This is a genomic window from Mobiluncus mulieris, from assembly GCF_014204735.1.
Taxonomy (GTDB): domain Bacteria; phylum Actinomycetota; class Actinomycetes; order Actinomycetales; family Actinomycetaceae; genus Mobiluncus; species Mobiluncus mulieris.
The window spans coordinates 1,603,858-1,627,733 of sequence record NZ_JACHMA010000001.1 but is presented as its reverse complement, the minus strand read 5'-3'; the positions used below and the strand labels follow the sequence as shown (position 1 = coordinate 1,627,733).

Sequence of the window (23,876 nt, the reverse complement as noted above, 5' to 3'; positions counted from 1 at the left end):
TTACCGGTCTGGACGCGTTTTGGGGATAACTCGACGAAGTGGCGGTTTTCCCGATGAAAAGAGTAAACTTAGCAATCGGGGATACCGAGTGCTAAGGTGGCCAGGATACGACTGTCGGTTGCGTTCGGTTTGTGGCGGTACTTTTGGGGACGGATTCACGAGGTGCCAGCCCGGGATACAAGCGAAAGGAGACGATAATGTTTGATAAAACCGCTGATAGGCGGCTGGACGTGTTGCGCGCCATCGTCTCTGATTACGTGGAAACCCAGGAACCCGTGGGGTCGAAGTCCCTGGTAGAAAGGTATTCCCTGGGGGTTTCTGCGGCCACTATCCGCAATGACATGGCCGCTTTAGAGGAAGAAGGCCTGATTCGCCAACCCCACACTTCCGCCGGGCGGGTACCCACCGACAAGGGCTACCGGTTCTTTGTCGACCAAATCGACCAGATTAAACCGCTTTCCGCCCCGGAACGCCAGGCCATCACCGAGTTCTTTTCGGCCGCAGTCGGACTCGACGACGTGATGGAACGCACGGTGCGGCTGTTGGCGCATTTGACCCGACAGACGGCGGTGATTGAATTCCCAGCCTTTAAACAGTCCACTTTGCGCCACCTGGAACTGGTGGGGATGGGCGCGGAACCAATCCGCCGGGTACTGGCGGTTGTGATTGCCTCTAGCGGGAGGGTGGATCAAGTCCTGGTGAACCTGCCCTGTGGAACCACGCAAAGCGAGTTGAACAGCTTGGCTCGGTCGCTAGAAAACGTGTTCGCCACCACGGAAACCCCGGGTGGGACACAAAGCGAATTTACGCCCGGTACCGGGATGGCACCTCGTGAAACCGAGGAAACCCCAAGCCACCACGCCCCCCAACGCGAACCCGCAACCCCCCGCAACCCCCAGCAACAGGCCTCCACCCAGTGGTGCGACCCCCTGTCCGCCCCGGAAACCCGGGAAAACGCCCGTGTCCTGGGCGAGGCTATCGCCGCCACCCTCGCCTCGGGTCAAGCCGAAAGCCGCATCGTTATGGCGGGAATGGCGAACTTGGCGCGATCTGGCGACTTCCAAGAAACCCTGACCCCGCTGGTAGAAGCGCTGGAAGAACAAGTCGTGTTGCTGAAACTGTTCAGCCAGATGCACGAACCCGAACCGGTATCGGTGATTATCGGCCAGGAATCCGGGCATGAAGTGTTGCGCGACACGGCCATCGTGTCCTCTAGCTATGACACTTCCGGGGCAACCCGGGCACATGTTGGGGTGATAGGCCCGACCCGGATGGACTATCCTGGTTCGATGCGGGCGGTACGAGCCGTCGCCAGATACCTGTCGGGGTTCCTGCGTCAGTGAAGCCCGCGAAGGGGCAAAGTGGACGCGAGGCGGCCAGCGCCTCATGAAAACGCCCCACCCGCTCCCAGCGAAAGAGAATCCGAAAACCACCCATGCAAACGAGAGAGACAAAGTGAGTGACTATTACGAAACCCTAGGGATCAGCCGCGATGCCAGTGCCGAAGAGATAAAGAAGGCCTATCGGCGTCTGGCGCGTAAACTGCACCCCGATGTCGCCGGATTGGAAGCCGAAGAGAAATTTAAAGAGGTCACCGCCGCCTACGAGGTCTTGTCCAACCCCGACAAGCGTGCGCAATACGACTTGGGCGGCTCCGGGTTCAGCGGAATGGGCGGCGCGTCGGCGGCGGGCTTCGGTTTCGCTGACATTATCCAAGAATTCTTTGGGGCAGCCGCCGGAGCTAGCGGGCCGACCCCTCGCGGGACTCGCGGCCAGGATATTCTGACCACCATCGAAGTCAGTCTGGAAGATGTCGCTTTTGGGACAACTAGAGAGATAAAGGTCAACACTTTCGTGCGTTGCAAGGCCTGTAAAGGGACGTGCTGCCAGCCTGGCACCCGCCCGCAAACCTGTAAAACCTGTGGTGGCAGCGGTTCGGTGCAGCGCATGGCCAGATCCTTTCTGGGGCAAGTCATGACCACCACCCCGTGCCAGGCTTGTGGGGGACACGGTACTGTTATCAGCCACCCTTGCGCGGATTGTTCCGGGGAAGGCCGGGTGCGCGCCACGCGGAAAATCAAGGTGGAAGTGCCTACCGGGGTGGAAACCGGGACGCGAATCCGGCTCAGCGGCGAGGGCGAGGTCGGACGTGCCGGGGGAGTTCCCGGGGACTTGTACGTCGAAATCAAGGAGCTGCCCCACCAGATGTTGCAGCGTCGTGGCGATGACCTGCACACTCGGGTGCGAATTCCGATGACGGGCGCGGCTCTGGGGTTGAAATACGCCTTGGAAACCCTGGACGGGCCACGTGAAATCACGGTCGAACCCGGTTCCCAGCCCGACGGGGTTATCAAGCTTAAAGGCCTGGGAGTGGGGCGTTTGCAGCGACCCGGGCGCGGGGATTTGTATGTTCATCTGGATGTGGAAGTTCCGATGGATTTGGATACGCGCCAGCGCGAGTTGTTGCTGGAGCTGGCGCGGCTGCGTGGGGAAGATAGCGAAGGTTTCCTGACAGCGGGCGACGCTGCCGCGAATATTGCGGGGGACGGTGCTGCGGGCGGCTTTGTCGGTGGTCAGGTTCGGGATGCGGGTCATTCGGGCGGGGGTGCTTCGTCCGGGGCGCCATCCGGTAGTAATCGCGGCGCGGGTGGTTCCCGGCGGTGGCGCTAAGTGACTCGCCAGGTGTTTTTATTGGCCGCGCCGGGCTTGCTGGGGGCGGTTGATGTTTCGGCTTCACGAGGTGCCATCCCGGATTCAGGCGCTGATTCGGGATGGGGAGCTGTCCGGGATTCCGGGGGAAAAGCCGGGGGAATCGGGACGCGCCTCATGAAGCTGGAGGCCGGAACGGAAACCCGGTTGACCGGCGCGGAAGCACACCATGCGAGTGTGAAACGGCTGCGAGCGGGCGAGGTCGTGGATCTGGTGGACGGTCGGGGCTGGCGCGCTGGGGCGGAACTAGTTGGATCGGGGACGGATTTGCGGTTTCGGCTGGTGGAAGCGCCGCGTTTCGAGGCGTGCCCGGCGTTGCGTCTGACTTTGATTCAGGCTTTGGCCAAGGAAAAGCGCGATTTACAGGCTCTGGAGGCTGCCTGTGAGATTGGGGCGTTGCGGGTGGTGCCCTGGGGGGCTGCGCGTTCGGTGTCCCGGTGGGATGGACGCGCCAAGCAAGTCAAGGGGCGTGAAAAGTGGCAGAATCTGGCGGTTTCCGCCTTGAAACAGTCCCGGCAGTCCCGGTTGGCTGAGGTCGGGGAATACGTGGAATCCGGGGCGGGGTGCGCCGATTCTGGAACCGGGGTGTCGCCCAGTTCGCGGCGCGGTGCGGGCGATGAAAACAGTGTTTTTGCCGAGACAAGGCGGATTATTGCCGCCGGGGGGCGGGTGTTTGTTCTGCACGAGAGTGCCTCGGAACGGTTGAGTGTGCTGCTGAGGGCGATATCCCGGGAGGCACCTCATGAACTCGGCGGGGAGCTGAGCGGTGCGGGAAACCTTGGCGCGGGAAACCTTGGTGGGACAATGGAAATCGCGGTGGTGGTCGGCCCGGAGGGTGGCATCACCGAGGGGGAACTAGCGGGGTTTCGGGCGATGGGCGCGGAAATCGTCTTGTTGGGATCCAGTGTGCTGCGCTGTTCCACCGCCGGTCCGGTCGCTTTGGCCATTATCCAGGCCACTCTTGGTTCCTGGTAGCGCCAGTGCCCTCTTTGCGTTAGTCGGCAGTGAAACGGCGGTATTTGCGCTGAAAACACACTAAAAACCCTGTTGTCAACTTAGAGAATTTTTGGGGATGGGGGGTGTGAGACACTGGCTGCAATGGTTAATTCTGGGAGGACATATGACAGTTACTGGCATTGAATTATTTGCGGGCGGCGGGGGGCTGCTACTGGGGTCTGCGCTGGCGGGCGTTGAACATTTGGCAGTGGCCGAGTGGAATCGTGGGGCGTGTGAAACTATACGTGAAAACGCGCGTCTTGATTATCCCTTGGTGCGCGGAGTGCGAGTGCTGGAAGGCGATGTGCGCTTGGTGGACTGGGGGCGCGAATTATCGAGGCAAAGGATTGACATTATTACGGCCGGCCCACCGTGTCAGCCCTTTTCTTTGGGCGGTGTGGCACGAAGTGCGGATGACCCGCGCGATATGTTCCCTACGACTACGGCGGTTATCGAAAAACTTCGCCCCCGAGCTTTTGTTATCGAAAATGTCAAAGGGCTGACCCGCGCGGCCTTTGCGGACTACTTTGAATACATTAAGTTGCGTTTGCAGCACCCGGAGCTTAAGGCGCGAAGCAGCGAGTCTTGGGTGGAGCATTTCCGTCGTTTGCAAAGGGAACACACTTCGGTGGTGTCGGATTTGCAATACCGGCTGGTTACCACGGTGGTCGATGCGGCTGACTACGGGGTACCACAGCGGCGGCATCGGGTGTTTATGGTGGGCTTTCGCAGTGATGTTGATGCGGGATGGAGTTTCCCGGCTCCGACCCATTCGGCATCAGCCTTACGGGCTGCCCAGGAATCTGGCGAATATTGGGAGCGACACCGAATTGCGATTAAAGGCCGTCATTTTGCTCAGTTGCCCCCGGTGGCGGATTCGCGACTGCCATGGCGCACAGTGCGAGATGCCTTGACAGGACTGCCCGAGCCGGGCTCCCCTGAAAGTCGGCAGTGGCTGAACCATGAGTTTCAACCTGGGGCTAAAGCATATCCGGGACATACCGGTTCACCTTTAGATGAACCGGCGAAGGCTTTGAAAGCAGGGGTTCATGGGGTTCCCGGGGGCGAGAACATGATCCGATTCCCCGATGGTGCTTTGCGTTATTTTTCTGCCCGCGAAGCGGCTCGGATACAGACGTTCCCTGACCGCTATGTTTTGCACGGTGCCTGGACGGAAACGATGCGTCAACTAGGTAACGCGGTGCCGGTGTTGCTTGCCCAAAAGGTTGTCTCCAGCGTGGTCGAGCATCTGGAACTGGACATAGCCTTACATTGTCTTGCCGCGCGCCAACAACGGGTTTACGCCACAGCTCAGGTTTGTGAAGGAGTGCTGGCATGACTGGGTATTTTGATCCTTTGAGTTACGAGAACCTGGGTACTTCGATTGCCCGAGCACTGGATGACCAGCCAGTGATTTCACTGTTAGACCTAGAGAAATTCGACGGGGCGGGAATTTACGCGTTGTACTATACCGGCGAGCATCCGGCTTACCGACTGCTGGCGGAAAGAAACCGAACAACACCAGGTTCCTGGGCTATATATGTGGGAAAAGCTGAGGCAGAAAACGCGCGAAAAGGTGACCCGGCACAGGTTTATTCGACGGTTGGCTCTAAACTGTATGCCAGAATTCAAAATCATCGTAAATCCATTGAATTAGCTAAAAACCTAGGTGTCGAGGATTTTCAAGTTAGGGTTCTGACGGTGGCTCCCACCTGGATTCCACTGGCGGAAGTGGTAGCGATTCGGATGCACAGTCCCGTGTGGAATGCAATCGCTGATGGGTTGGGTAACCATAATCCTGGTGCCGGACGGTATCAAGGAATGCGTCCCCGCTGGGACACGCTTCATCCTGGGCGGGAATGGGCTGAGAGGCTGCAACCCCGAAACGAATCCGCCTTGGATATCCAACAAGATGTTCTCGAATACCTTGCCACTCATGAAAAGCAAAACGTAGCGGGGAAACGTCAAAGCGTAGGATGTAGAATGGAGGGATATGGAAAACACCAAGCGAATAGCGGTGCCGATACCGCCCGAGGTTGACATTCTCGGCGTGCTCGGGATAGAGGATGCCAATCTGCGGGCGCTAGAAGCGGATTTCCCGCAGCTGAGCTTTTGGTGTAACGGCGAAGCGGTGCTGATTCAAGGGGCGACTCATGAACTCGCCCTCGCCACGCAAGCCGTGCACCGACTGATCGCTGCCGATTCGGCCACCCCGCGATTCGAACACGCTGGGGAACACGGCCAGAACCGGCCTCTCAGCGGACAAAACCACCCAGACACCCGCGCCCCAGAACACAAGCAGTCGCGCAAGCGTCACGCCGGGGAACAAGACTGGACAGAGGTCAACGCGGGGACGTGGAGTCAAACGGGAGCAACTGCGTCGAACCCTAACCGCACCGCCGACCGCCTGAACATCCGTTCGGCCGCTCGCCCGGATGCCCGCGTCGCTTTCAACGACCGGGCAGTGCTGGTGAACCGCGAACGGGTGATTCGCCCCAAAACCCCAGGTCAAGCGGGGTACCTTCGGGATATCGACACGCATACTATTACCTTCGGGATTGGACCGGCCGGCACCGGGAAAACCTATCTGGCGATGGCGCGAGCCGTCCGGGCGCTGCTCGACGGCGAGGTCTCCCGCTTAATCCTGACCCGCCCGGCGGTGGAAGCCGGGGAAACCCTGGGGTTTTTACCCGGGACGCTCACCGATAAAATCGACCCGTATCTGCGCCCGCTTTACGACGCTTTGCGGGAAATGCTCGATCCTGGCAGTATCACTAAAATGCTTTCCGATGGCACCATTGAAGTCGCTGCTCTGGCCTATATGCGCGGACGCACCCTGAACGGTGCCTTTGTGGTGCTGGACGAAGCCCAAAACACCACCAGTGAACAGATGAAAATGTTCTTGACTCGCCTGGGTTTCGACTCCAAAATGGTTGTGACCGGGGATATTACCCAGATTGACCTGCCGCACCGCCAACCCTCCGGGTTGCGTCAAGTGCAAAATATCTTGGCCGGGGTTCCAGATATTGCCTTTTCTTATCTCACGGCCGCCGACGTGGTGCGCCATTCTTTGGTGGGGGAAATTATTGGCGCGTATCAAGACTTTGAGGCCACCCAGAACCAGCCCGACACCTCGGGATTCTAGCCGGGCGCCACTCCGAGCCCGCCCGGGACACGCGCTAGCACCTCGTGAAAACGGAATACACTAAGAAGCAACCACCAAACCGAAGGGAACCGCCATGTCAGTGGAAGTCAATAATGAAACCGAGTGGGACTTGGATGCCACCGAGTTCGTGGCGTTGATATCGTTTTGTCTCGAGCAACTCTACGTGTCGCCCGCCGCCGAAGTGAACCTGATGATGGTGGATATGGCGACCATGACTGACCTGCATATTCGCTGGATGGATTTGCCTGGACCCACCGATGTGTTGTCTTTCCCGATGGACGAGTTGACCCCCGGTCAGGAAGGCCAGCCCTCCGCTGGCGGGATGCTCGGTGATATCGTGCTGTGTCCGGATGTGGCCGCCGAGCAGGCGCGCGATGCGGGGCACTCTGCGGTAGAGGAAATGTTGCTGTTGACGGTGCACGGCCTGCTGCATCTGCTGGGATTCGACCATGTCACCGAGGAGGAAGAAAAAACCATGTTCACCTTGCAGCGGCGCCTGTTGCTCAGTTTCCTCGCGCAAAGGTAGGGTGTGGCGTGTCAGGTTTCACGGTGACAGGTCGACGTGCGGGGATGTCCCCGGCGGGTCGGCGTGCGGGGATGGTCGCGTTTGGGGGCGGTTGCGTCGGCGGTATCGGTTTCATGAGGTGCCATCCCGGAACCGAAGGGTAAACCTATGATTTTTTCCTCCCTGGCGTATGCGATTCTGGGACTGGTGTCGACTCTGTCCTTCCTGGTCACAGTGCCCCTGTCCCTGGGTGAGGGAGCGATGACTCGCCTTACCCAGGCCAGTGCCAAAGACCTCGAGGAGGCCGGTGCGAAACACGCCGCCGCGATTCATCATCTAGCCGAACACCGCCGGGAAGTCTTGGCCTATATTCGTTCTACCCGTTCGGTGACTGTCGCGGCCGCCCTGGGGTCGGCTGCCCTGTTGGCTTCGCAAATCCCCTGGTTGTGGTGGGCAGTGGCTCTGGCCTTGACAGCGACCGGGGGCTTGGCTTTGATGCTGTTGACCCTGCCGGCGAACTGGATGGGGCGGCGCTATCCCGAAACCACGATTCGCTACCTGGCGGGCTTTATTACCCGGGTATGGCGGTTGGGTAAACCGATAGGGCGAATGTGGAAGGCCGCGCGCGGGCCAGCCGCCCAAACCGACCAGGAAGCCCGCGACGAGGTCGCCAATGATTTGCGAGAAATGGTGGATCAAATGGGCGAACCGGACACGATAGAGGCCGCCGATAGGGAAATGATCTGGTCGGTGTTTGAAATGGGACGTACTTTAGTGCGCGAGGTGATGGTGCCCCGCGTGGATATGGTGACTATCGGGTCGGATGAATCCCTGGATAACGCCCTGACTCTGTTTGTGCGCTCTGGGTTTTCCCGGATTCCGGTGGTGGGCGAGGATTCTGACGATGTGCGCGGGATTCTGTATCTGAAGGATGTCTTGCGCCGGATTCACGAGGATGAAACCGGGGCATCGCGCCTCATGACCGCAGAACAAGCCCAACGCGAGGCGCAGTTTATCCCCGAAACGAACCTGGTGGACGATACCCTGCGCGAGATGCAGGCTGGAGCGTATCACATCGCGATTCTGGTCGATGAATACGGAGTGATTGCCGGGCTGGTGACACTCGAAGACCTGGTGGAAGAGGTTATCGGCGAGGTAGCCGACGAACACGATCACGACGAACGAGAGCCTGAGGCACAGCCAGACGGGTCGTGGGTGGTGGCGGCGCGGCTGCCGTTGGTGGATTTGAATGACCTGTTGGGAACCGAAATCGAGGATGAGGACGTGGATACGGTGGGCGGCTTGCTGACCAAGGCGGTGGGAATGGTGCCGCTGGTGGGGGCGGAAGCCGAGATTGCCGGCCTGCGTTTGCGTGCGGTAGAGGCGGGGGGCAGGCGCCGTCAGGTTTCCGTCGTTCAGGTGTGGGTACTTTAGTTATGTGTCTATATTCGGGTAAACCGCTAAGCTAAAGGGATGCAAGATACGGGACTGTTAACCGAGTGGCCCGAGGATTTCCGTGCCGGTTTCGTCGCGGTGCTGGGGCGGCCAAACGTAGGCAAATCCACGCTGATAAACGAGATGGTGGGGCGGAAAATCGCGATTACTTCCGCGCGACCGGAAACCACGCGCCACGTGGCGCGTGGCATCGTGCATCGCCCGGGTTTTCAACTGGTTTTGGTGGATACTCCAGGAATTCACCGCCCGCGCACGCTGTTGGGGCAGCGCCTCAACGACCGGGTCGAGGAAGCCCAGGCGGATGTGGATTTGCTGGTATTCTGTGTTCCCGCCGACCAAGAGATAGGGCCGGGCGACCGACGAATCGTAGAAAAACAACTGCGAGCCAACCGGATTCCTGCCCTGGCAGTGGTTACCAAAACCGATGTAGCCACCCCCAATCAGATTGCCGCGCAGCTGCTGGCGTTAAACGAACTCTATGATTTCCGCGAGATTGTCCCAGTTTCGGCGGTGCAAGGCAAACAGGTGGAACTGTTGATTGACCTGCTGGGAGGGCTGATGCCGCTGTCCCCGCCGTTGTACCCGGCCGGGCAAGACAGTGACGAAGACGACGAGGTTATGATTGCCGAGCTAATCCGCGAGGCCGCCTTGGAGGGACTGGGACAAGAGCTGCCACATTCCCTGGCGGTGCAAGTCGAGGAAATTATTCGTGATAAGACCTGGCGAATCGTGGTCAATCTCTTCGTTGAGAGAGACTCTCAAAAGTCAATTATTATTGGGCGTAAAGGGGGGCGTCTGAAGGAAATCGGAATGCGAGCCCGGCCGCAAATAGAGGCTTTGTTAAACCGCCATGTATATCTAGATTTACATGTGCGAACCGCCAAGGACTGGCAGAAAGACCCTAAAATGCTGAATCGACTGGGTTTTTAACTGGCGGTATTTAGGATAACTGTTGGTTGATTTATGGCAATTTATTTACTGATTTAGGGCTTTAAAATACTACTGTCAAGCCCTTGGGGGAGGTATGCTTAACGGGATGTACCGGTTCTATCAAAGGGAGTTGAAACGTTGAAACAGCGTAGGTTATCAGGGGTAGGCCTGAAAATCGGCATAATGTCGGTGGTAAGCCTGGTTCTTTTATTGGTAATGCTAGTGGCCATGCTTTTGTCTGTGGGCAAGCTTATCGGGATGGGGAATGAACAACTGTTAGAAACCGGTCAACGGAAGCTAGTTCACGAAACCCGGGTGGCCTGGCTTGATACCATGATTGATGCTACTATGATTGGGAGCAGCAGCACGGATAAATCCATTGAATCTGCTGCCCAGAACCTGGATTTAGTGGCGGCCGGTATGGAAAAACTCAAGACCGAGAAACTGCCGGCGAAAATAGTTAATCCCGGGGATGGCCAAACCTATAACATTGCGGATCTCTTCACTCGTTTGGAAGCGTCCTATACCGATTTCCGCACCAAGTTTGATGCCTTCAAGAGCCAATATCCCTCGGCTGGGGAAAGCGAAAAGGCTAACTTGATTAAGGACTTCGCACAATTCGTGGCGCAGCGCAGCGGGGAAGCAGACGGCACCTTCCTGAACACGGCTCGCGCCATGCTGGACGGATACACGGTAGCAGCCAAAGCCGGTAGCCAGGCCACCGCGGATGCTAATCGCACCACCATTATTGTTGGCATCGTTATTTTGGTGGTAACTGGGGTAATTGTTTTGTCCCTGCCGTTGCCACTGGGTCGACCCGTAGAACGCGGTATCCGCGCCTTGCAATGGAATATCCGCCACTATGGCCGTAATGATTTCACAGATACCTTCGGGCCGCGTTCCAATGATGAAATTGGGGATATGTCGCGCAACATCGAAACCGTCTTGGTACAGGTTTCCAAGTCTATGGGTGAAACCCGCGATAACCTGCAAAGCACCTTGGATGCCATGGATGAAGTCCTCGAACACGCTAAAACCGGCTCCGAACAAATCGACAAGAGCCTGGACTTCATCAACAATGGTGCCGCTGCCGCCGAACAAGTGTCTTCCAATATTTCTACTGTTGCCGCTGGGGCCGAAGAAATGGGGGCTTCCATCCGCGAGATTTCCTCTAATGCCAACGAAGCCGCCAAGATAGCGGCCGAAGCCACCGAAGTTGCCCAGCGCACCAACGAAACCGTGGCGAAACTGGGGGTTTCCTCGCAAGAAATCGGGGAAGTCATCGAGACCATTACCGCTGTGGCCGAGCAAACCAACCTGCTGGCACTAAACGCCACCATCGAAGCCGCGCGCGCCGGGGAAGCCGGTAAAGGCTTCGCCGTGGTGGCCTCAGAGGTCAAAGACCTCGCGGCCGAAACCTCTGCCGCCACCCAAGACGTGGCTGCGCGTATCGAACAGATTCAAAAAGACACAGATTCGGCGGTCGCAGCCATTGAGGAGATTTCGGGGATTATTGCTTCGATTAATGATTATCAAACGACGATTGCGGCGGCGGTAGAGGAACAGACCGCCACCACCGCCGAGATGGCGCGATCCGTCCAGGAAGCCTCGGATTCCTCGGTTACCATCGCAGAGAATGTCGCGGATATCGCACGCAACACCCAAGGCCTGGCGGATATCTATTCCCAAGGCACCCAAGTTGTTTCGGGAATGCGCGAAGAAACCACCCAGATTCTCGAGTTCTTTGCGGATTTGAAACTAAGACAGGTGACCACGAGTGAAGGGGGCGCGAACAATGAGTGAAAACCAGGTTGCAACGCTAGAAAACGACACCATTGAAATGGCACCTCGTGAAACCGAAGCCACCCCAACCAACGCGCGCAAAGGCGGAAAACGCGCCAAAGGACAACCCCTAGAGGTCGACACCTACGCCAAAGCCCGTCCCCCGTTTATCCTGCAGATAGCCTATATCGGCATCGCCGCCCTGGCCTGTATGCTGATTATGCTGGTGCAGTTCGTGATTGGCATCCAGGTGTACAACACCAAACAGGGCGCCTACGAGGTGGCACGGGAACGTACCAACGATGCCTGGGTGCTGCGCTACGAAATCAACTATCTAACCGAGCTGCAGAGTCGTTTGGCCTCTGAGATCTTCAACGGTGGGGGCAACGCCGATGCCACCGTCTCCGAGATTGGTACCACCCTCAACCAGGTCAACACCCAAATTGCCCTGTTGGACAAGATTGACGACCCGCAACTGGTGGCACTGGCCAAAGACCTCAAGGGCAAAGCCACTGATTTGGTGGGCGAGATTAACCAAACCCAACAGGTAACCCAGTCTCGTGACCGGGCGAAAGCCGCCGCGCAGTTCGAGAAGCTGTTCGCCAGCTTCAAAGACTTCGACGCGACCAACGACCAGTTCCGTGATTTGCAACGCCAAGAGCTGAAGACTGACAGTGAACAAGTCGGTGCGGTACTGCCCTTCCTGCGGGTGCTGTGCATAGTCGAATTCCTGGTGGTGTTGGGGATTGTCGCCCTTATTACCTACCAGCTGACCTCTAAGATTCGTCGGCGGGTAAACTCCATCACCTATGCTATGAGCGAACTGGCACAGGGCAACACCACGGCACGAGCCGAAGTGACCTCGCGCGACGAATTCGGCCAGTTGGCGACCTCTTTGAACCACGCCCAAGAAACCAGTCAAGCCAATTTCCAAAAGATTGGCGGCGGGGCGGATTCCCTCGACAGTAACATCACTACGGTAGTCGGCGCGATTCACGCGGCTATGGACAATATCAACGAGCTGGTTGCGCAAACCGAGGTGGTTTCCGGGGCGGCTGGGGACGTATCCCAGTCCATCCAGACCGTAGCGGCCGGAGCCGAAGAAATGGGGGCATCCATCCGCGAGATTTCCTCTAACGCCAACGAGGCTTCGCGTGTGGCCAATGAGGCCACCGAAACCGCCGCGCGCACCAAGGAAACCGTGGCGGCCTTGGCGGTGTCCTCTAAAGAAATCGGAGAGGTCGTCAAGACCATTACCGGGATTTCCGAGCAAACCAACCTGTTGGCTCTAAATGCCACCATCGAGGCCGCCCGCGCTGGGGATGCCGGCAAGGGCTTCGCGGTGGTCGCTGGGGAAGTCAAAGACCTCGCCGGGGAAACCGGAAAAGCTACCGATGTGATTTCCACCAAGATAGCGGCAATTCAAGAAGACACCGCCGGGGCAGTGGCTGCGATTGAGCGCATCTCGGAAATCATCAATCAAATCAACGATTACCAGGCCACGATTGCGGCCGCCGTAGAGCAACAATCCGCCACCACCAACGAAATGTCGCATTCCGTGTCAGAGGCCGCGACAGGAGCCAGCTCCATTGCGGACACCACCGGACAGTTCGTGGAAATGGCGGAAGGTGTGCGGCAAACCACGCAGGGAATCAACACTTCTACCGAAAAGATGCATAAACTTGGCACCGAGATGCGCCACAGTGTGAACCAGTTCAAATACTGATTCCCGGGGGAACCGGGTTGGGTGGTGTCGGTCGGTTGACTCGGTTCGCTAAATATCTCGGTTCATGAGGTGCCTTTCGAAAATCAAGTGGTGTGGTCACCCCCCAGGGGTGACCACACCACTTTAAGCGCTGAATAACTTCCAGGCCGTCCCTAATCCCGGCAATCCCGGCAATCCCGGCTTACGGCCGGGCGGCCTCGAAGTCTCGCATCTGGGCGATGCGCCGAGCGTGGCGCGCTTCGCCGGAAAACTTCGTTTCCAAAAACACCTTGGTCAGCTCCTGCATTTCGGCTATGGAATGCTGGCGTGCCCCCAAGGAAATCACGTTCGCATCGTTGTGCAGCCGCGCCAAGCTGGCGACCTCTGGGTTCCACACCAGGGCGGCGCGAATCCCGTCAACCAGGTTTGCCGCCATCTGTTCCCCGTTGCCTGAACCCCCAATCACAATCCCCAAGGAGCCTGGATCTTCCACGACGCCTTGGGCGCAAGCGATACAAAACCCGGGATAGTCGTCTTCGCTGTTAAAAGTCAAAGCCCCGTGGTCGACAACCTCGTAGCCCTGGGATTTCAGCCACTTTACTAGTTCTTCTTTTTCCGCAAATCCGGCGTGATCTGTGCCGATATGTACGCGCATGTTCCTGTCTTTCTCTCGTGTCTCAACAGCCTCACTAAAGGTGTCTGTCCCCGTCAGGATAAGAAACACCCCGGATTTATCATAGTAACAGTGGTTCCGGGAGTGCATTATTTGTAAAAACCGACAGCTTCGGGCAATTATTAAGCAATACTCGGCGTATTGTTAGGAAAATGCCCGCAAAATTCGGTAAATTTCTCTTAGCTGCGTTTTTACGGGGAAAGGACCGTTTTCTATGAGCGAGGAATACACCCCTCAACTGTTGACCAGTGAAGATGTTTTCACGGTACAGTTTCCGGCAACGAAATTCCGGGATGGTTACGATCAAAACCAGATTGACGACTATCTTGATGAAGTCGTGCGGGTTCTTTCCTATTACGAGGCGTTGAGTGCCGCTCCCGAGGCCGAAGTGGATTTGACCTATATCACGGTGCGGGGCGTGGATGTGCGCGAGGTTGACTTTGACTATACCCGGATGCGGGTGGGTTATGACCAAGACGCGGTGGATGATTATCTGGATCAGGTCGCGGCCACGCTGGAAGCCTACGAGAATGCCTATGGAATTCCGCCGTCTGACCAGCGCTATCAGGTGCTACAGGTCGACGGTCCGGCTTTGGAAGCGGAGGCTGCCCAGCAGGCGGCGGCGGCTGGCGAGTTGCCCGCCGAGGTTTCCGCGCCGGTGGCTTTGGGTGACTCGGCGGCGGGTGGTGCCCCGGTGACGGCGGGGAATATGCTTTCATTAGGCGCTAGCGTGGGTGGCGCGGTTCCGTTGGATGCCGCCCCGAGCGCGGCGGATAAGGCGGATTCATTAGGTGCCAGCGAAACGGCACCTAATTCGCCAGGATACTCGTCTGTTTTAGGAACCCCGCCGGCGCGGCAACCTGGCGTTGGCGATTTTAACGAGGCTCCCCAGTACCCCGGGGACAGCCTGGACTGGATGCAAGCTCCGGGACAATCCCCGGCTTCCTCACCCCAAAATTATCCGGATTATCCGCCGCTCTATCCCCAGCCAGATGCGGATTCCACGGCCTTTGGGGCATCCTCGGGATATGGCTTCTCGCCGGTAGCGCCGGGCGAATATGCCTCGGATTACAATGATGAGGAAGGCGAATACGCTGATTACGACGGGGGAAACCCGAATCAAGACGAGTCCGCTGCGATTCCAGCAGAAACTACGGTTCCGTCCGGGCAAGCGAACCAGGGCGGCGCGATTCCCGGATATGGTTTTCCGGCGGGCTCGCCAACCGAGTCGATGGCAGCGGATATGCCAGATGTTGATTTGACTGAAGATGACGGGGAAACCGAGGCGGAACTGCCTGGGGAAATCGGGTTAATCGAGACAGAAGAAGCGACCGGATTCGATGATTTCGGCGAAACGCCCGCAGCGGAAATGGCGCCTCATGAAGACGCCTTCCCTCCCCCCACCGACACCCCGAGCCCCAACCCATACCCGATGGAATCCGGCGGCTACGGGAACGCTCCCGACCCGGGATTCGAAGCCTATGGGCAACCCGAAACCTGGGGCAATGACGGCTCGGCTGCGGACACCACTCCCGGCGGGTATCCCGAGGTGCCCCGTGACCCGAACTTTGCCTACGGCTATGCCCAGCCGGGAGTGCCCGCCGGGGACTATGGATACCAAGAGCAAGACGGGGTTTACGCCGAAAATTCGGGCGAGACGAACTGGGAAGCAATGCCCCAGCCGGGGAACGATACCCCGATGCCCCAGGGCAATAACCCCTACGATGCCCCGGGTAGTGCCCAGTTTGAAGCGGCCGGTTATGGCGATGCTTACGCGAACGAAGCCGCAACCGGCTACGAGGCCAACTTCGGGGAAGACGGCTATACCGAGACCGGAATGGCGGCAGCGGGCGGGGAAACCAACGGCGAAACCTACAATCCGAGCGAAGCCGGTCAGTACCCGGAATACGCGGATTACCCCGAAACCCCGGGCACAAACCCGGATGTGTCCGAATTCGCGGTGGAAACCCCATTTACTCCCACCGATATGTCGAATGGTTATCAACAATACGACGCGTATCCCGAACAAGTCAGCCCGGAAAATGGGGGAACCGGTGAATTCGCAACGGGATTTGGTGGGGACGAAGGCTACAGTGACGCGACTGGGTATAACGACGATAATGCTTACCCCACCGAAACGGCAGCGGGGATGGGCGACGCGGGCGGCGGCGATTTTGAGGCGACTGGATACCCCGAAACCAACGCGGAATTCACGGAAGATACCGGCGGTTTCGCGACTCCTGGCTGGGGAACCGAGACTTATTCCGGGACGGAACCCGATACGCTAGCTGCTGGCAGCGACGCTGTTGGCGGCGCGGATGGCTTGGATAGCCCGGCAGGGGGCACAACCCCAACAGCGGCGGTTGCCGCTACAACCCCAGCCTTCAATCTTCCCGGCGAGGCTCCGGCTGTTCCACCCGTCGACACGCCGGTTGAGCCCATCCGCAATCCCTTTACCCCTGCCACAGGCAATGCGGCGGGGGCTGTGGAATCAAGCGGCATCGCGATGCCGCCCCACGAACCCTTGACGGAAGTAGTGACCCCGGATCTTCCCACCCCGGGAGTGGGCTTGGATTTGTCCAGCCTCAAAACCACTGATTCTAAGACCGAGCCGTATTCTGCGGGCGAAGCGCCATCCGGACAGGCACCTCATGAACCCGGCGAAACCAACGCGACCGGCAAATTTAGCGCCGCAGCGCTCGAAGCCCTCGACCAGGCCAGAAACGACCCTGACCTCGGCAAAGCCAGTTTGACCAACTCGGTGGCGGCCGCAAATCAAGTCGCCAGCACCGCGAGCCCCAACCACAAACGCTTCGCCGAGGTAACCAGTCGTGCCACCGAAACCGCTGCGGAAACTGCCACTGTAGAAAACGGAAGACCAGACGCAACGCAGCCCCCCAAGAATCTCGCGCGCAACAGGGGGGACAAGCCCGGCGGGGGCGACACCGTGACAACAGCATACCCGGCGGGACTGGCTGGCATTCCCGGACTAGAACCGCTTAATCCCGCCGAATTACTGACCCCGGCCACCGGGATTGAGACGGTGACTGGACCCACCTTTACCGAGGTGCCCATTGACCACGAGGCCGCATCGCGTTTAGCGGAAACCACAGATATCGACACGGCGGATGAAACCGCGTCGACACCTCGTGAAACTGAGGAGCCCTCCACCCCCAAAGAGATTCCCGAACCCATCCCCGAAGAGACCGAAACATCCACGTTTTCCGGCACTAAGCTGCCGGAAAACGCCAACCCCCGACCCCTGCTGCAAGGCGAAGAACCTTTCGGAGAGGTCACCGAGGAAGGCCGATTCGTGCCGCACTTCCTGGCGGGATACCGTACGAATCTGGACACATTTACTTCCGCGTACGGCTCGCTGGAAGAACACTCGCAGCCGCACGCCAAGAAACCCGAGTCCATCGCGAAACTAGAGGCCGAACAGCCCCGGAAGTCAATTACCACCGCGTATTTGGTTACCGTCACGACATCCCGGCCGCTAGGTTCTGACGACGCGGTGTTTGTTCGGTTCCCCGATGGACGCGAGCTTCCGGTAACATCGGCGTATTCCGATTTCAACGGGGTACATTTGAATATCCCGCGTCTGTGAGGTCACCACCGATTATGGGTCGACATCAATCCTGGCAGCCTTCTGAACTGGGGCAGGCCGCGCGCGATGCTGCTTCCGGACAGATGAGTTCCTATCCCCGGCAGGCTGCGGGGCAGCAGCCCAGCCAGCTGGGGCAAATAGGCCAGGTTCCCACCCAAACGGCGGTTGGCCAATACCCTCCCGGGGGTTCGACAGCGCCGAAGTACTCCCAATATCCCCAACACGCTGCGGCCTCGGCGCATAGTCAAATGTTTTGGTTGGCTATCGGTTTCGCGATGTCATTAGTTGCTGCCCTGATTTTAGCCGGAGGTATCTTGGCGTTCACCCACCTGAACGGTGGTAACACCTTGGCGGATACCCCGAAGGCGGCCAGCACACAGCGAATGGCGCCCGGTGATTCCGTAGGCACCAAAACCGGAATCCCGTCCGGTTCAGATTCCCTGACTTCGGCGCCATCCGCGCATGCAACTCATGAAGCCGAAAAACCCCGCACCTGCGGAATCAACGGGGTGGGGGACGCGGCTAACCCGTGCCCCACCACCCCCGCGAACCTGCCGGAAACCGGCGACCCGGAGACCGGGCAGGCCACGTCGCCAGCCCCGGAAGGTAGCGCTGCGACAACCGGAACCGCCGCGTTACCGCCCGTGAAAGCCTGTGACGGAGCCACTGTGGTGGCACCTGGCAATGGCAGACTCAACGCCGCCCAGTTACGTCTTAGATTTGAAACCATCGCGTCCAACACCGGTGCGAAAATCGCCGTGGCCTGGTACGACCCCCAATACGGCTTGGTAACCGCCGGGGCGGAGGGCGGCTGGCCCGCCTGGTCTACTTCCAAAGTCCCGCTGGCCGTGGCGGTGAGCCAAGCCGGGAAAGCCGCCGAATTCAAAGACAGCATCCGCCAGGCTATAACCGTTTCAGACAATGACGCGGCTGACCGTTTGTGGCGCGGCGTGGCCGACACCGACGCGCAACGTGCCGAGGCTGTAACCAAGGTGATACGCCAGTCGGGGGATCGAAATACCGTGGTTCCCTCCACGCGCCGCGCGGCCGGATTCTCGATTTTCGGGCAAACCGAGTGGACCCCTTTGAACCAGGTGCGTTTCGCGGCTACTTTGCCGTGCCAGGCGCAAGCCGGTGGGGTAATAGAACAGATGCGCTACATTTCCCCCTCGCAGCGTTGGGGGATGGGGCGGCTGCCCGGGGCGACGTTTAAAGGCGGCTGGGGGCCAAGTGGGGGGATATACACTGTGCGCCAGTTCGGTTGGTATCAAGACCGCAGCGGCAATCGGGTTTTCATTGCGATGGCCACGCAGGCCGGATCGATGGGGGCGGGGACAACGGTTCTGGACGAGTTAAGCCAGATTTTGCAGTAATTCGGTCGTTCGGCGTTTGGCTGTTTGGCGTTTGGTGTTTGGTGTTCGGCGTTTGGCCACGGGGTGTTGTCGCGCCCGCCGTTACGCGCCGTTACCCGCCGTCACGCGTCGTTACCCGCCGTCACGCGCCGTCACAGTCGGCTCCACAACCCCAAAGGCACCCACGCTGGGCATGCCGGAGTGGTCGACAGGGTCGCCATCGGGTCTATGGCCATATAAAACGCGAAATCCAGATACTTGTTGCCGTCAACTATGGCCAATTCCGCCACCCACAGTTTACGGTTTTCAATCTGGTCTACGATTTTCATCACCTCGGGGGTGAACTGGAACACCTCGTCGCTGATGGTGTAGAGCTCAAAGTTTCTCTTGTTGCGTCCCTCCGCCCCGGCGTCCATAAAGTCATGAACTTGCCAAAACTCCCCGAGCATCGTGTCCCAGTGTTTCTCACCTAACGGGGGGAATTGCCGCAGGGTCTCGCTGCGCTCTAAGCTGGCTTCCCGAAGGTCTTTTTCCATGCGGGTCAACAGTTCAAATTCGTCGCCTGCCATCGCGTCGAGCCAGGTCATAGCGGCGCGGCGCAAGCCCCGCACGGCGGCTTCGGGATTGGCTGGCCAGTCAAAGCTGCCGTCTGCACGTTGCCCGAAAGCAAGTTCGGGTGCGTCCGTAATCGTGGTATCCGCCGTGGGGGCGCGGCGCAAATCCGGGTTCTCTAGGTATTTCCACTCGTCTAGCAGCGAGGAATCCACTTCGCGAATCAGCTGCTGGAGCCACTCCATCACATCCAAGAAACGCGGCACCCGCAGCTGCTCGGGCACGATTTGGTTCAGAGTACGCCACGCGTCGGAAAGGTAACGCAGCAGCTGCCCTTCGGCATAAGCCGAAGCTAGCGAGGCAATATATGAAGAGAATGTCGCCCCGGTTTCTATCATGTCGCGCAGCACCGATTTAGCCCGGGGCTGAAAGTATTTTGCCCAGGGGTTTTCCTCGCAATACACCTCGAAGGTGGCATTCAGTTGGTCTTCAAGCGGGCGCGGGTAGGTGATTTTCTCCAGGGCAGCCTGGCGTTGTTCATAGTCGGCTCCGGCGGCTTTCAGTTCGGCGAACACGCGGTCTTTTTCGCTGCGTTCCTGGGCGCGCAGCAGAGCCGGCGGGTCGTCAAGCACCGCTTCGATTACCGAGATTACGTCCAAAACCTCGTTAAACAGCACCGATACGGGGAAGTGTTCCTCTTCTTCTGGTTCGGGTTCATTAGGTGATGGCCGCAAATCCGGTTTTTCGAAACAGTGGAAGCTGTGCAAAAAATCCAGGGCAAAAGGCGCGAGAGATTGATTCAGAGCAAAGTTCTCGGGTAAATCCCCTACCAGTTCGTAGCCGGTGGGGGTGCCTAGTCTGAGTACTCCCGAGAGCACCAGGGAATCCAGGATTTCGTTCAGGGTTTGGGTCAGACGTTGCGCAGCAGTGGCACCGAAACGCAACACATTGTGGTTGTCTTTTGCGAGTGCGGCGAGGTTTCTTTCTTGGTCCCCGGGGCGTTGCAGGGTAGACAGCACCATAGCATGTGTAATTTGCCACCGGGGCGAGAGTGCCCCGGGTTCACTGTCCACCAGGCGTTTAAAAGTGCCTTCACTCCAGGTGGCGCGCCCCTCGGGGGCTTGCTTCTTTTTCACCCGCGCCTGGCGTTTCGGGTCATCCCCCGCCTTGGCCAAGGCCACCGCGTTTTCAACTTCCCATTCGGGAGCAAGGACAAACACGTACCCCGCCGTGTCGAAACCGGCGCGCCCGGCGCGCCCCGCCACCTGGTGGAATTCCCGGGCGTTCAAGTGTCGTTCTTTGGCGCCGTCGAATTTCACCAGGCTGGTCATAACCACCGTGCGAATCGGCACATTGATGCCTACGCCCAGGGTGTCAGTGCCACTAATGAGCTTTAGTAAACCCAATCCAGCTAGACGTTCCACTAACCGGCGGTAACGCGGCAGCATTCCGGCGTGGTGAATCCCGATACCTTTAAGCAACAGGGGGCGCAAGGTCTTACCGAAAGCCGAGTTGAACCCTACGGTTTTGATCTCAGTTTTCAAGCGCTGTATCTGGGTTGCATCCAATCCCAAATCCAGGTCGAGCGCCGCCAGGCGGCTGGCTTCTTCGACGGCCGCGCGTTGCGAGGGATGCACTAGATAAGCGGGGAGCTGATTGTGATGTGCCAGTTCCACCAGCAATTTTTCAATCAGTTCGACGCGGTATTCCATTTCGAGGGGCACGGGGCGTTTCGCGGAATCCAAAACCGCCACTTCGCGTCCGGTGCGTTGCTGCAAGTCGGACTGGAGAAAAGTGGTATCACCCAGGGTGGCACTCATGAGAATGAAACGCGTGTTGGGCAACAGCAACAGGGGAGCTTGCCACGCCCAGCCGCGCTCGGCATCCCCGTAGTAGTGAAATTCGTCCATTACTACGGTGTCAACGTCCAGCGTGTCACCCCACCGCAGGGCAAGGTTGGCCAGGATTTCGGCGGTGGCACAGATAATTGGCGCTGCGGCGTTTACCGAGCCATCCCCAGTAATCATCCCCACATTCGCGGCACCAAACAAATCCACCAGGTCAAAGAATTTCTCGGAAACCAGAGCTTTCAACGGCGCCGTGTAGTAGGCCACGCCGCCGCGCGCCAAGGCCCACAAGATACCCGCCACCCCAATCAGGGATTTGCCTGAACCCGTAGGGGTGGGGGCAATTAAATGACGGTCTTCAAGGATAATGTGTTCGGCGGCCTCCAGCTGGTGGGGATACAGGGGTCTCCCGGTGCTTTCCGCCCAGGCTTCGAAACCGGAGAGCACCTCGAGGGAGTCGCCGAGTTTCCCCGCGTCTTCCAACCGGTCAAGCAGCGCATTCAAGGATTCAGACATGTCTCCAGTTTAGCGAAACCGCCACCCCCAAAAATCGGTTAACTCGAAGTCTACTGGCCGGGCATCCCCCTAGGCGACAATTCCGGGGGAAACGCCCTACCTGCGTACCGGATTCGTCAAAGTGCCGATACCCTCCACCTCGCAGGTCATGGTCTGGCCATCTTCCAAAGTCCCCGACCCGGCGGGGGTGCCAGTCAAAATCACGTCCCCGGGCAGCAGGGTAGTAACCCGGGAAATATAGGCCACCAATTTGGCAACCGAATGAATCATATTCGCGCTGGTGTCGTCTTGGCGCAATTCGCTATCCACCCAGGAGCGAATCCGCAGGTTTTGTGGATCCAAATCCGGGTCGACCACAATCCACGGCCCAATCGGGCAGGCTGTGTCGAAACTCTTGCCTCGCATCCAGGTCTTGTCCACGGCCATCGCGTCGCGCGCCGTCAAATCGTTAACGACAGTGTAGCCAAAGACATAGTCCTTCCAGTGTGCCGGGTCGATATCCTTGGCAGGATGTTTAATCACCACCCCAATCTCGGCTTCGTGCACGATTTCCTTCGCCCATTTCGGCAGCATAATCGGGGCGCCCGGCCCAATCACCGTGGTATTGGGTTTCAAGAACAGGATTGGGTCACTCTCGGGGGGAGTATGTTCCGCGCCGGGAGCATAGAAGTTCGCCCCGACTCCTACCAGTTTCGAGGCTGGTATCACCGGTGCCACCAGTCGCACGTCTTCTAGCTGCAGAATCTGGCCGGTGGCATTAATCTTGCCTGGGGAATACAGCGGATTTTCTGCCAGCACCATCACGCGCGTCGAATCGTCCTCCAGTACGCCGAATCCGTAAGTACCATCGCCTTTGTCAAACCGTATTACTCGCATATTAAAAGTCTAACGCTTCGGTTGTGAAATCGCCTGGGGAATTCGGCGGCCAATTCATGAGGGGCAAGCCGAAAATCCCGGCAAAATGCCGAAAATCCCGGCTCGCCCCTCATGAATCAGAAGCACCAGAAAACTACCGCAAGTCAGCAAAGAACTTGTCCCACGGCATCTTTAGCGGCGCGTCCTCTTCTACCACCGAATACAAGAAGCGACACAGGGGGAAGTCGGTTTCCTGGATGACCCCTCGTGAAGTCAAAGCACGCAAGGCCTTGCCGATAACTGAAATCGCGGCGACGCCCTCCAAGGTCACCCCCTTCATGTGTACACTACGAACCTGCGAAAAAGGAATCCCCTGGCCAACGAAAGTTCCGGCTTTTACGTTGCGTCCACCCATCGAGGTGACGAACATGTCGCCCACCCCACCCAGACCATCCGCAGTTTCGGGGATGCCCCCCATGAAAGTCACGAATTGGCGCACTTCCTTTTGGCCCTGAGCGAAAATCGCGGAACCATAGTTATACATGACGTAGCGGTCGTTTTCCTTGCCCTGGGCTTTCAACAGTCCGGCCGCGAATCCGGCCGCGAAAGCGTAGATATTCTTGGTGGCCGCCCCGGTTTCGTGACCCACGAAATCCAGAGACGTCCACACGTGATAGTAATCGGTGCGGAACAAGTCGGCCAGGTATTCCAAGTCGTCTTGGTTGTGCCCACAGAACACCACGGCGGTGTCGTGGTGTACCGCGACTTCCCCGGCGATAGACGGGCCAACCACCGCATTCCACGAAACCTGTTCCACCAGCTCCTTGGGCAGCGCGTTTTGGATAATTTCTGGCAACAGATGCAGGGTGCCGTCCGCATCGGCACGCATCCCCTTGGTGATGCACAACAATTTCTGTCCCGGTCGCAACAGGGTTTTGAACTGTTCGGCAATCCACTCGATACCAAAAGAATTCACCCCACACATCACCACGTCGGCTCCCGCAAAGGCTGTTGGCGCATCTTCTAGCTGATAGGCGCTGACCCCGGGATTGACTTTCAATCCCAGATTAGGGTGGACCCCGGTTTTCTGGATGGAATCAATGATTTCGCGATCCAAATGCGTGCCCACCAGGCGCACTTCGTGGCCATTCTCGCTCATAGGGAAAGACAGGGCGGTGGCCATGATACCGCTGCCTAAAACTGCCATTATTGCCATTTATTTATCT

General features: G+C 58.4%; 18 protein-coding genes. 14 read left to right on the top strand and 4 right to left on the bottom strand.

Features of this window, described 5'->3' with window-relative positions:
• Window positions 1-197 precede the first annotated feature (197 nt).
• The 12 genes from F4555_RS07350 to F4555_RS07300 all read left to right on the top strand — a co-directional run bounded on the left by F4555_RS07350 (window position 198) and on the right by F4555_RS07300 (window position 13,269).
• Window positions 198-1,343, top strand: coding sequence for an HrcA family transcriptional regulator (locus F4555_RS07350; RefSeq protein ID WP_004016373.1), 1,146 nt, complete (start codon window positions 198-200; stop codon window positions 1,341-1,343).
• Window positions 1,344-1,455: 112 nt separating this feature from the next.
• On the top strand, window positions 1,456-2,670 hold the full coding sequence (gene dnaJ / locus F4555_RS07345; protein WP_255312870.1) for a molecular chaperone DnaJ: 1,215 nt from the start codon (window positions 1,456-1,458) through the stop codon (window positions 2,668-2,670).
• On the top strand, window positions 2,671-3,684 hold the full coding sequence (locus tag F4555_RS07340; RefSeq protein ID WP_115325872.1) for an RsmE family RNA methyltransferase: 1,014 nt from the start codon (window positions 2,671-2,673) through the stop codon (window positions 3,682-3,684).
• A gap of 145 nt (window positions 3,685-3,829) precedes the next feature.
• Window positions 3,830-5,044, top strand: a complete 1,215-nt coding sequence (locus F4555_RS07335; protein ID WP_115325873.1) for a DNA cytosine methyltransferase — start codon at window positions 3,830-3,832, stop codon at window positions 5,042-5,044.
• Entirely contained in the window at window positions 5,041-5,745 is a 705-nt protein-coding gene (locus F4555_RS07330) for an Eco29kI family restriction endonuclease (protein WP_255312871.1), read from the top strand. Before F4555_RS07335 ends, F4555_RS07330 begins: the two co-directional genes overlap by 4 nt.
• The gene (locus F4555_RS07325; RefSeq protein ID WP_115325874.1) at window positions 5,699-6,850 is read left to right on the top strand and encodes a PhoH family protein; all 1,152 of its coding nucleotides are present in this window, start codon (window positions 5,699-5,701) and stop codon (window positions 6,848-6,850) included. The genes F4555_RS07330 and F4555_RS07325 overlap by 47 nt, the downstream gene beginning before the upstream one ends.
• 94 nt (window positions 6,851-6,944) lie before the next feature.
• Window positions 6,945-7,397, top strand: coding sequence for an rRNA maturation RNase YbeY (gene ybeY / locus F4555_RS07320; RefSeq protein ID WP_004011786.1), 453 nt, complete (start codon window positions 6,945-6,947; stop codon window positions 7,395-7,397).
• A gap of 8 nt (window positions 7,398-7,405) precedes the next feature.
• Window positions 7,406-7,540, top strand: coding sequence for a hypothetical protein (locus tag F4555_RS11295; protein ID WP_255312872.1), 135 nt, complete (start codon window positions 7,406-7,408; stop codon window positions 7,538-7,540).
• Window positions 7,541-7,544: 4 nt separating this feature from the next.
• Entirely contained in the window at window positions 7,545-8,810 is a 1,266-nt protein-coding gene (locus F4555_RS07315; RefSeq protein WP_115325875.1) for a hemolysin family protein, read from the top strand.
• 39 nt (window positions 8,811-8,849) lie between these two features.
• On the top strand, window positions 8,850-9,761 hold the full coding sequence (gene era / locus F4555_RS07310) for a GTPase Era (RefSeq protein WP_004016378.1): 912 nt from the start codon (window positions 8,850-8,852) through the stop codon (window positions 9,759-9,761).
• 183 nt (window positions 9,762-9,944) lie between these two features.
• On the top strand, window positions 9,945-11,564 hold the full coding sequence (locus F4555_RS07305) for a methyl-accepting chemotaxis protein (RefSeq protein WP_115325876.1): 1,620 nt from the start codon (window positions 9,945-9,947) through the stop codon (window positions 11,562-11,564).
• Window positions 11,557-13,269 carry a methyl-accepting chemotaxis protein gene (locus F4555_RS07300; RefSeq protein ID WP_115325877.1) on the top strand — a complete coding sequence of 571 codons (1,713 nt, stop codon included), beginning with the start codon at window positions 11,557-11,559 and terminating at the stop codon, window positions 13,267-13,269. The genes F4555_RS07305 and F4555_RS07300 overlap by 8 nt, the downstream gene beginning before the upstream one ends.
• A 181-nt stretch (window positions 13,270-13,450) precedes the next feature.
• On the opposite strand, the gene F4555_RS07295 is transcribed toward F4555_RS07300, so the two are convergent.
• Window positions 13,451-14,011, bottom strand: a complete 561-nt coding sequence (locus F4555_RS07295; RefSeq protein ID WP_115325878.1) for a ribose-5-phosphate isomerase — start codon at window positions 14,009-14,011, stop codon at window positions 13,451-13,453.
• A 124-nt stretch (window positions 14,012-14,135) separates the two neighbouring features.
• Here F4555_RS07295 and F4555_RS07290 point away from each other — a divergent pair, with 124 nt between their 5' ends.
• Together F4555_RS07290 and F4555_RS07285 are read left to right on the top strand one after the other, a co-directional pair.
• Window positions 14,136-17,528, top strand: coding sequence for a DivIVA domain-containing protein (locus F4555_RS07290; protein ID WP_115325879.1), 3,393 nt, complete (start codon window positions 14,136-14,138; stop codon window positions 17,526-17,528).
• A 14-nt stretch (window positions 17,529-17,542) separates the two neighbouring features.
• Complete coding sequence (locus F4555_RS07285) at window positions 17,543-18,901, top strand: serine hydrolase (protein WP_115325880.1); 1,359 nt, start codon at window positions 17,543-17,545, stop codon at window positions 18,899-18,901.
• Between the two features lie 131 nt (window positions 18,902-19,032).
• On the opposite strand, the gene F4555_RS07280 is transcribed toward F4555_RS07285, so the two are convergent.
• The 3 genes from F4555_RS07280 to F4555_RS07270 form a co-directional block, all read right to left on the bottom strand.
• Window positions 19,033-21,795: a DEAD/DEAH box helicase gene (locus F4555_RS07280; RefSeq protein WP_004014577.1), complete on the bottom strand. Its 2,763-nt coding sequence runs from the start codon at window positions 21,793-21,795 to the stop codon at window positions 19,033-19,035.
• Between the two features lie 96 nt (window positions 21,796-21,891).
• Entirely contained in the window at window positions 21,892-22,671 is a 780-nt protein-coding gene (locus F4555_RS07275; RefSeq protein WP_004011796.1) for a fumarylacetoacetate hydrolase family protein, read from the bottom strand.
• Window positions 22,672-22,804: 133 nt separating this feature from the next.
• Window positions 22,805-23,866, bottom strand: a complete 1,062-nt coding sequence (locus tag F4555_RS07270; protein WP_004017766.1) for an NAD(P)H-dependent glycerol-3-phosphate dehydrogenase — start codon at window positions 23,864-23,866, stop codon at window positions 22,805-22,807.
• Window positions 23,867-23,876: the final 10 nt, after the last annotated feature.

Coding starts and splice junctions, on each gene's coding strand:
- F4555_RS07325 (WP_115325874.1), top strand. CDS start 5,699: ATGGAAAACACCAAGCGAATAGCGGTGCCGATACCGCCCGAGGTTGAC.
- F4555_RS07295 (WP_115325878.1), bottom strand. CDS start 14,011: ATGCACTCCCGGAACCACTGTTACTATGATAAATCCGGGGTGTTTCTT.
- F4555_RS07285 (WP_115325880.1), top strand. CDS start 17,543: ATGGGTCGACATCAATCCTGGCAGCCTTCTGAACTGGGGCAGGCCGCG.
- F4555_RS07335 (WP_115325873.1), top strand. CDS start 3,830: ATGACAGTTACTGGCATTGAATTATTTGCGGGCGGCGGGGGGCTGCTA.
- era (WP_004016378.1), top strand. CDS start 8,850: ATGCAAGATACGGGACTGTTAACCGAGTGGCCCGAGGATTTCCGTGCC.
- F4555_RS07300 (WP_115325877.1), top strand. CDS start 11,557: ATGAGTGAAAACCAGGTTGCAACGCTAGAAAACGACACCATTGAAATG.
- F4555_RS07270 (WP_004017766.1), bottom strand. CDS start 23,866: ATGGCAATAATGGCAGTTTTAGGCAGCGGTATCATGGCCACCGCCCTG.
- F4555_RS07305 (WP_115325876.1), top strand. CDS start 9,945: ATGTCGGTGGTAAGCCTGGTTCTTTTATTGGTAATGCTAGTGGCCATG.
- F4555_RS07275 (WP_004011796.1), bottom strand. CDS start 22,671: ATGCGAGTAATACGGTTTGACAAAGGCGATGGTACTTACGGATTCGGC.
- F4555_RS07280 (WP_004014577.1), bottom strand. CDS start 21,795: ATGTCTGAATCCTTGAATGCGCTGCTTGACCGGTTGGAAGACGCGGGG.
- F4555_RS07330 (WP_255312871.1), top strand. CDS start 5,041: ATGACTGGGTATTTTGATCCTTTGAGTTACGAGAACCTGGGTACTTCG.
- F4555_RS07350 (WP_004016373.1), top strand. CDS start 198: ATGTTTGATAAAACCGCTGATAGGCGGCTGGACGTGTTGCGCGCCATC.
- F4555_RS07290 (WP_115325879.1), top strand. CDS start 14,136: ATGAGCGAGGAATACACCCCTCAACTGTTGACCAGTGAAGATGTTTTC.
- F4555_RS07315 (WP_115325875.1), top strand. CDS start 7,545: ATGATTTTTTCCTCCCTGGCGTATGCGATTCTGGGACTGGTGTCGACT.
- ybeY (WP_004011786.1), top strand. CDS start 6,945: ATGTCAGTGGAAGTCAATAATGAAACCGAGTGGGACTTGGATGCCACC.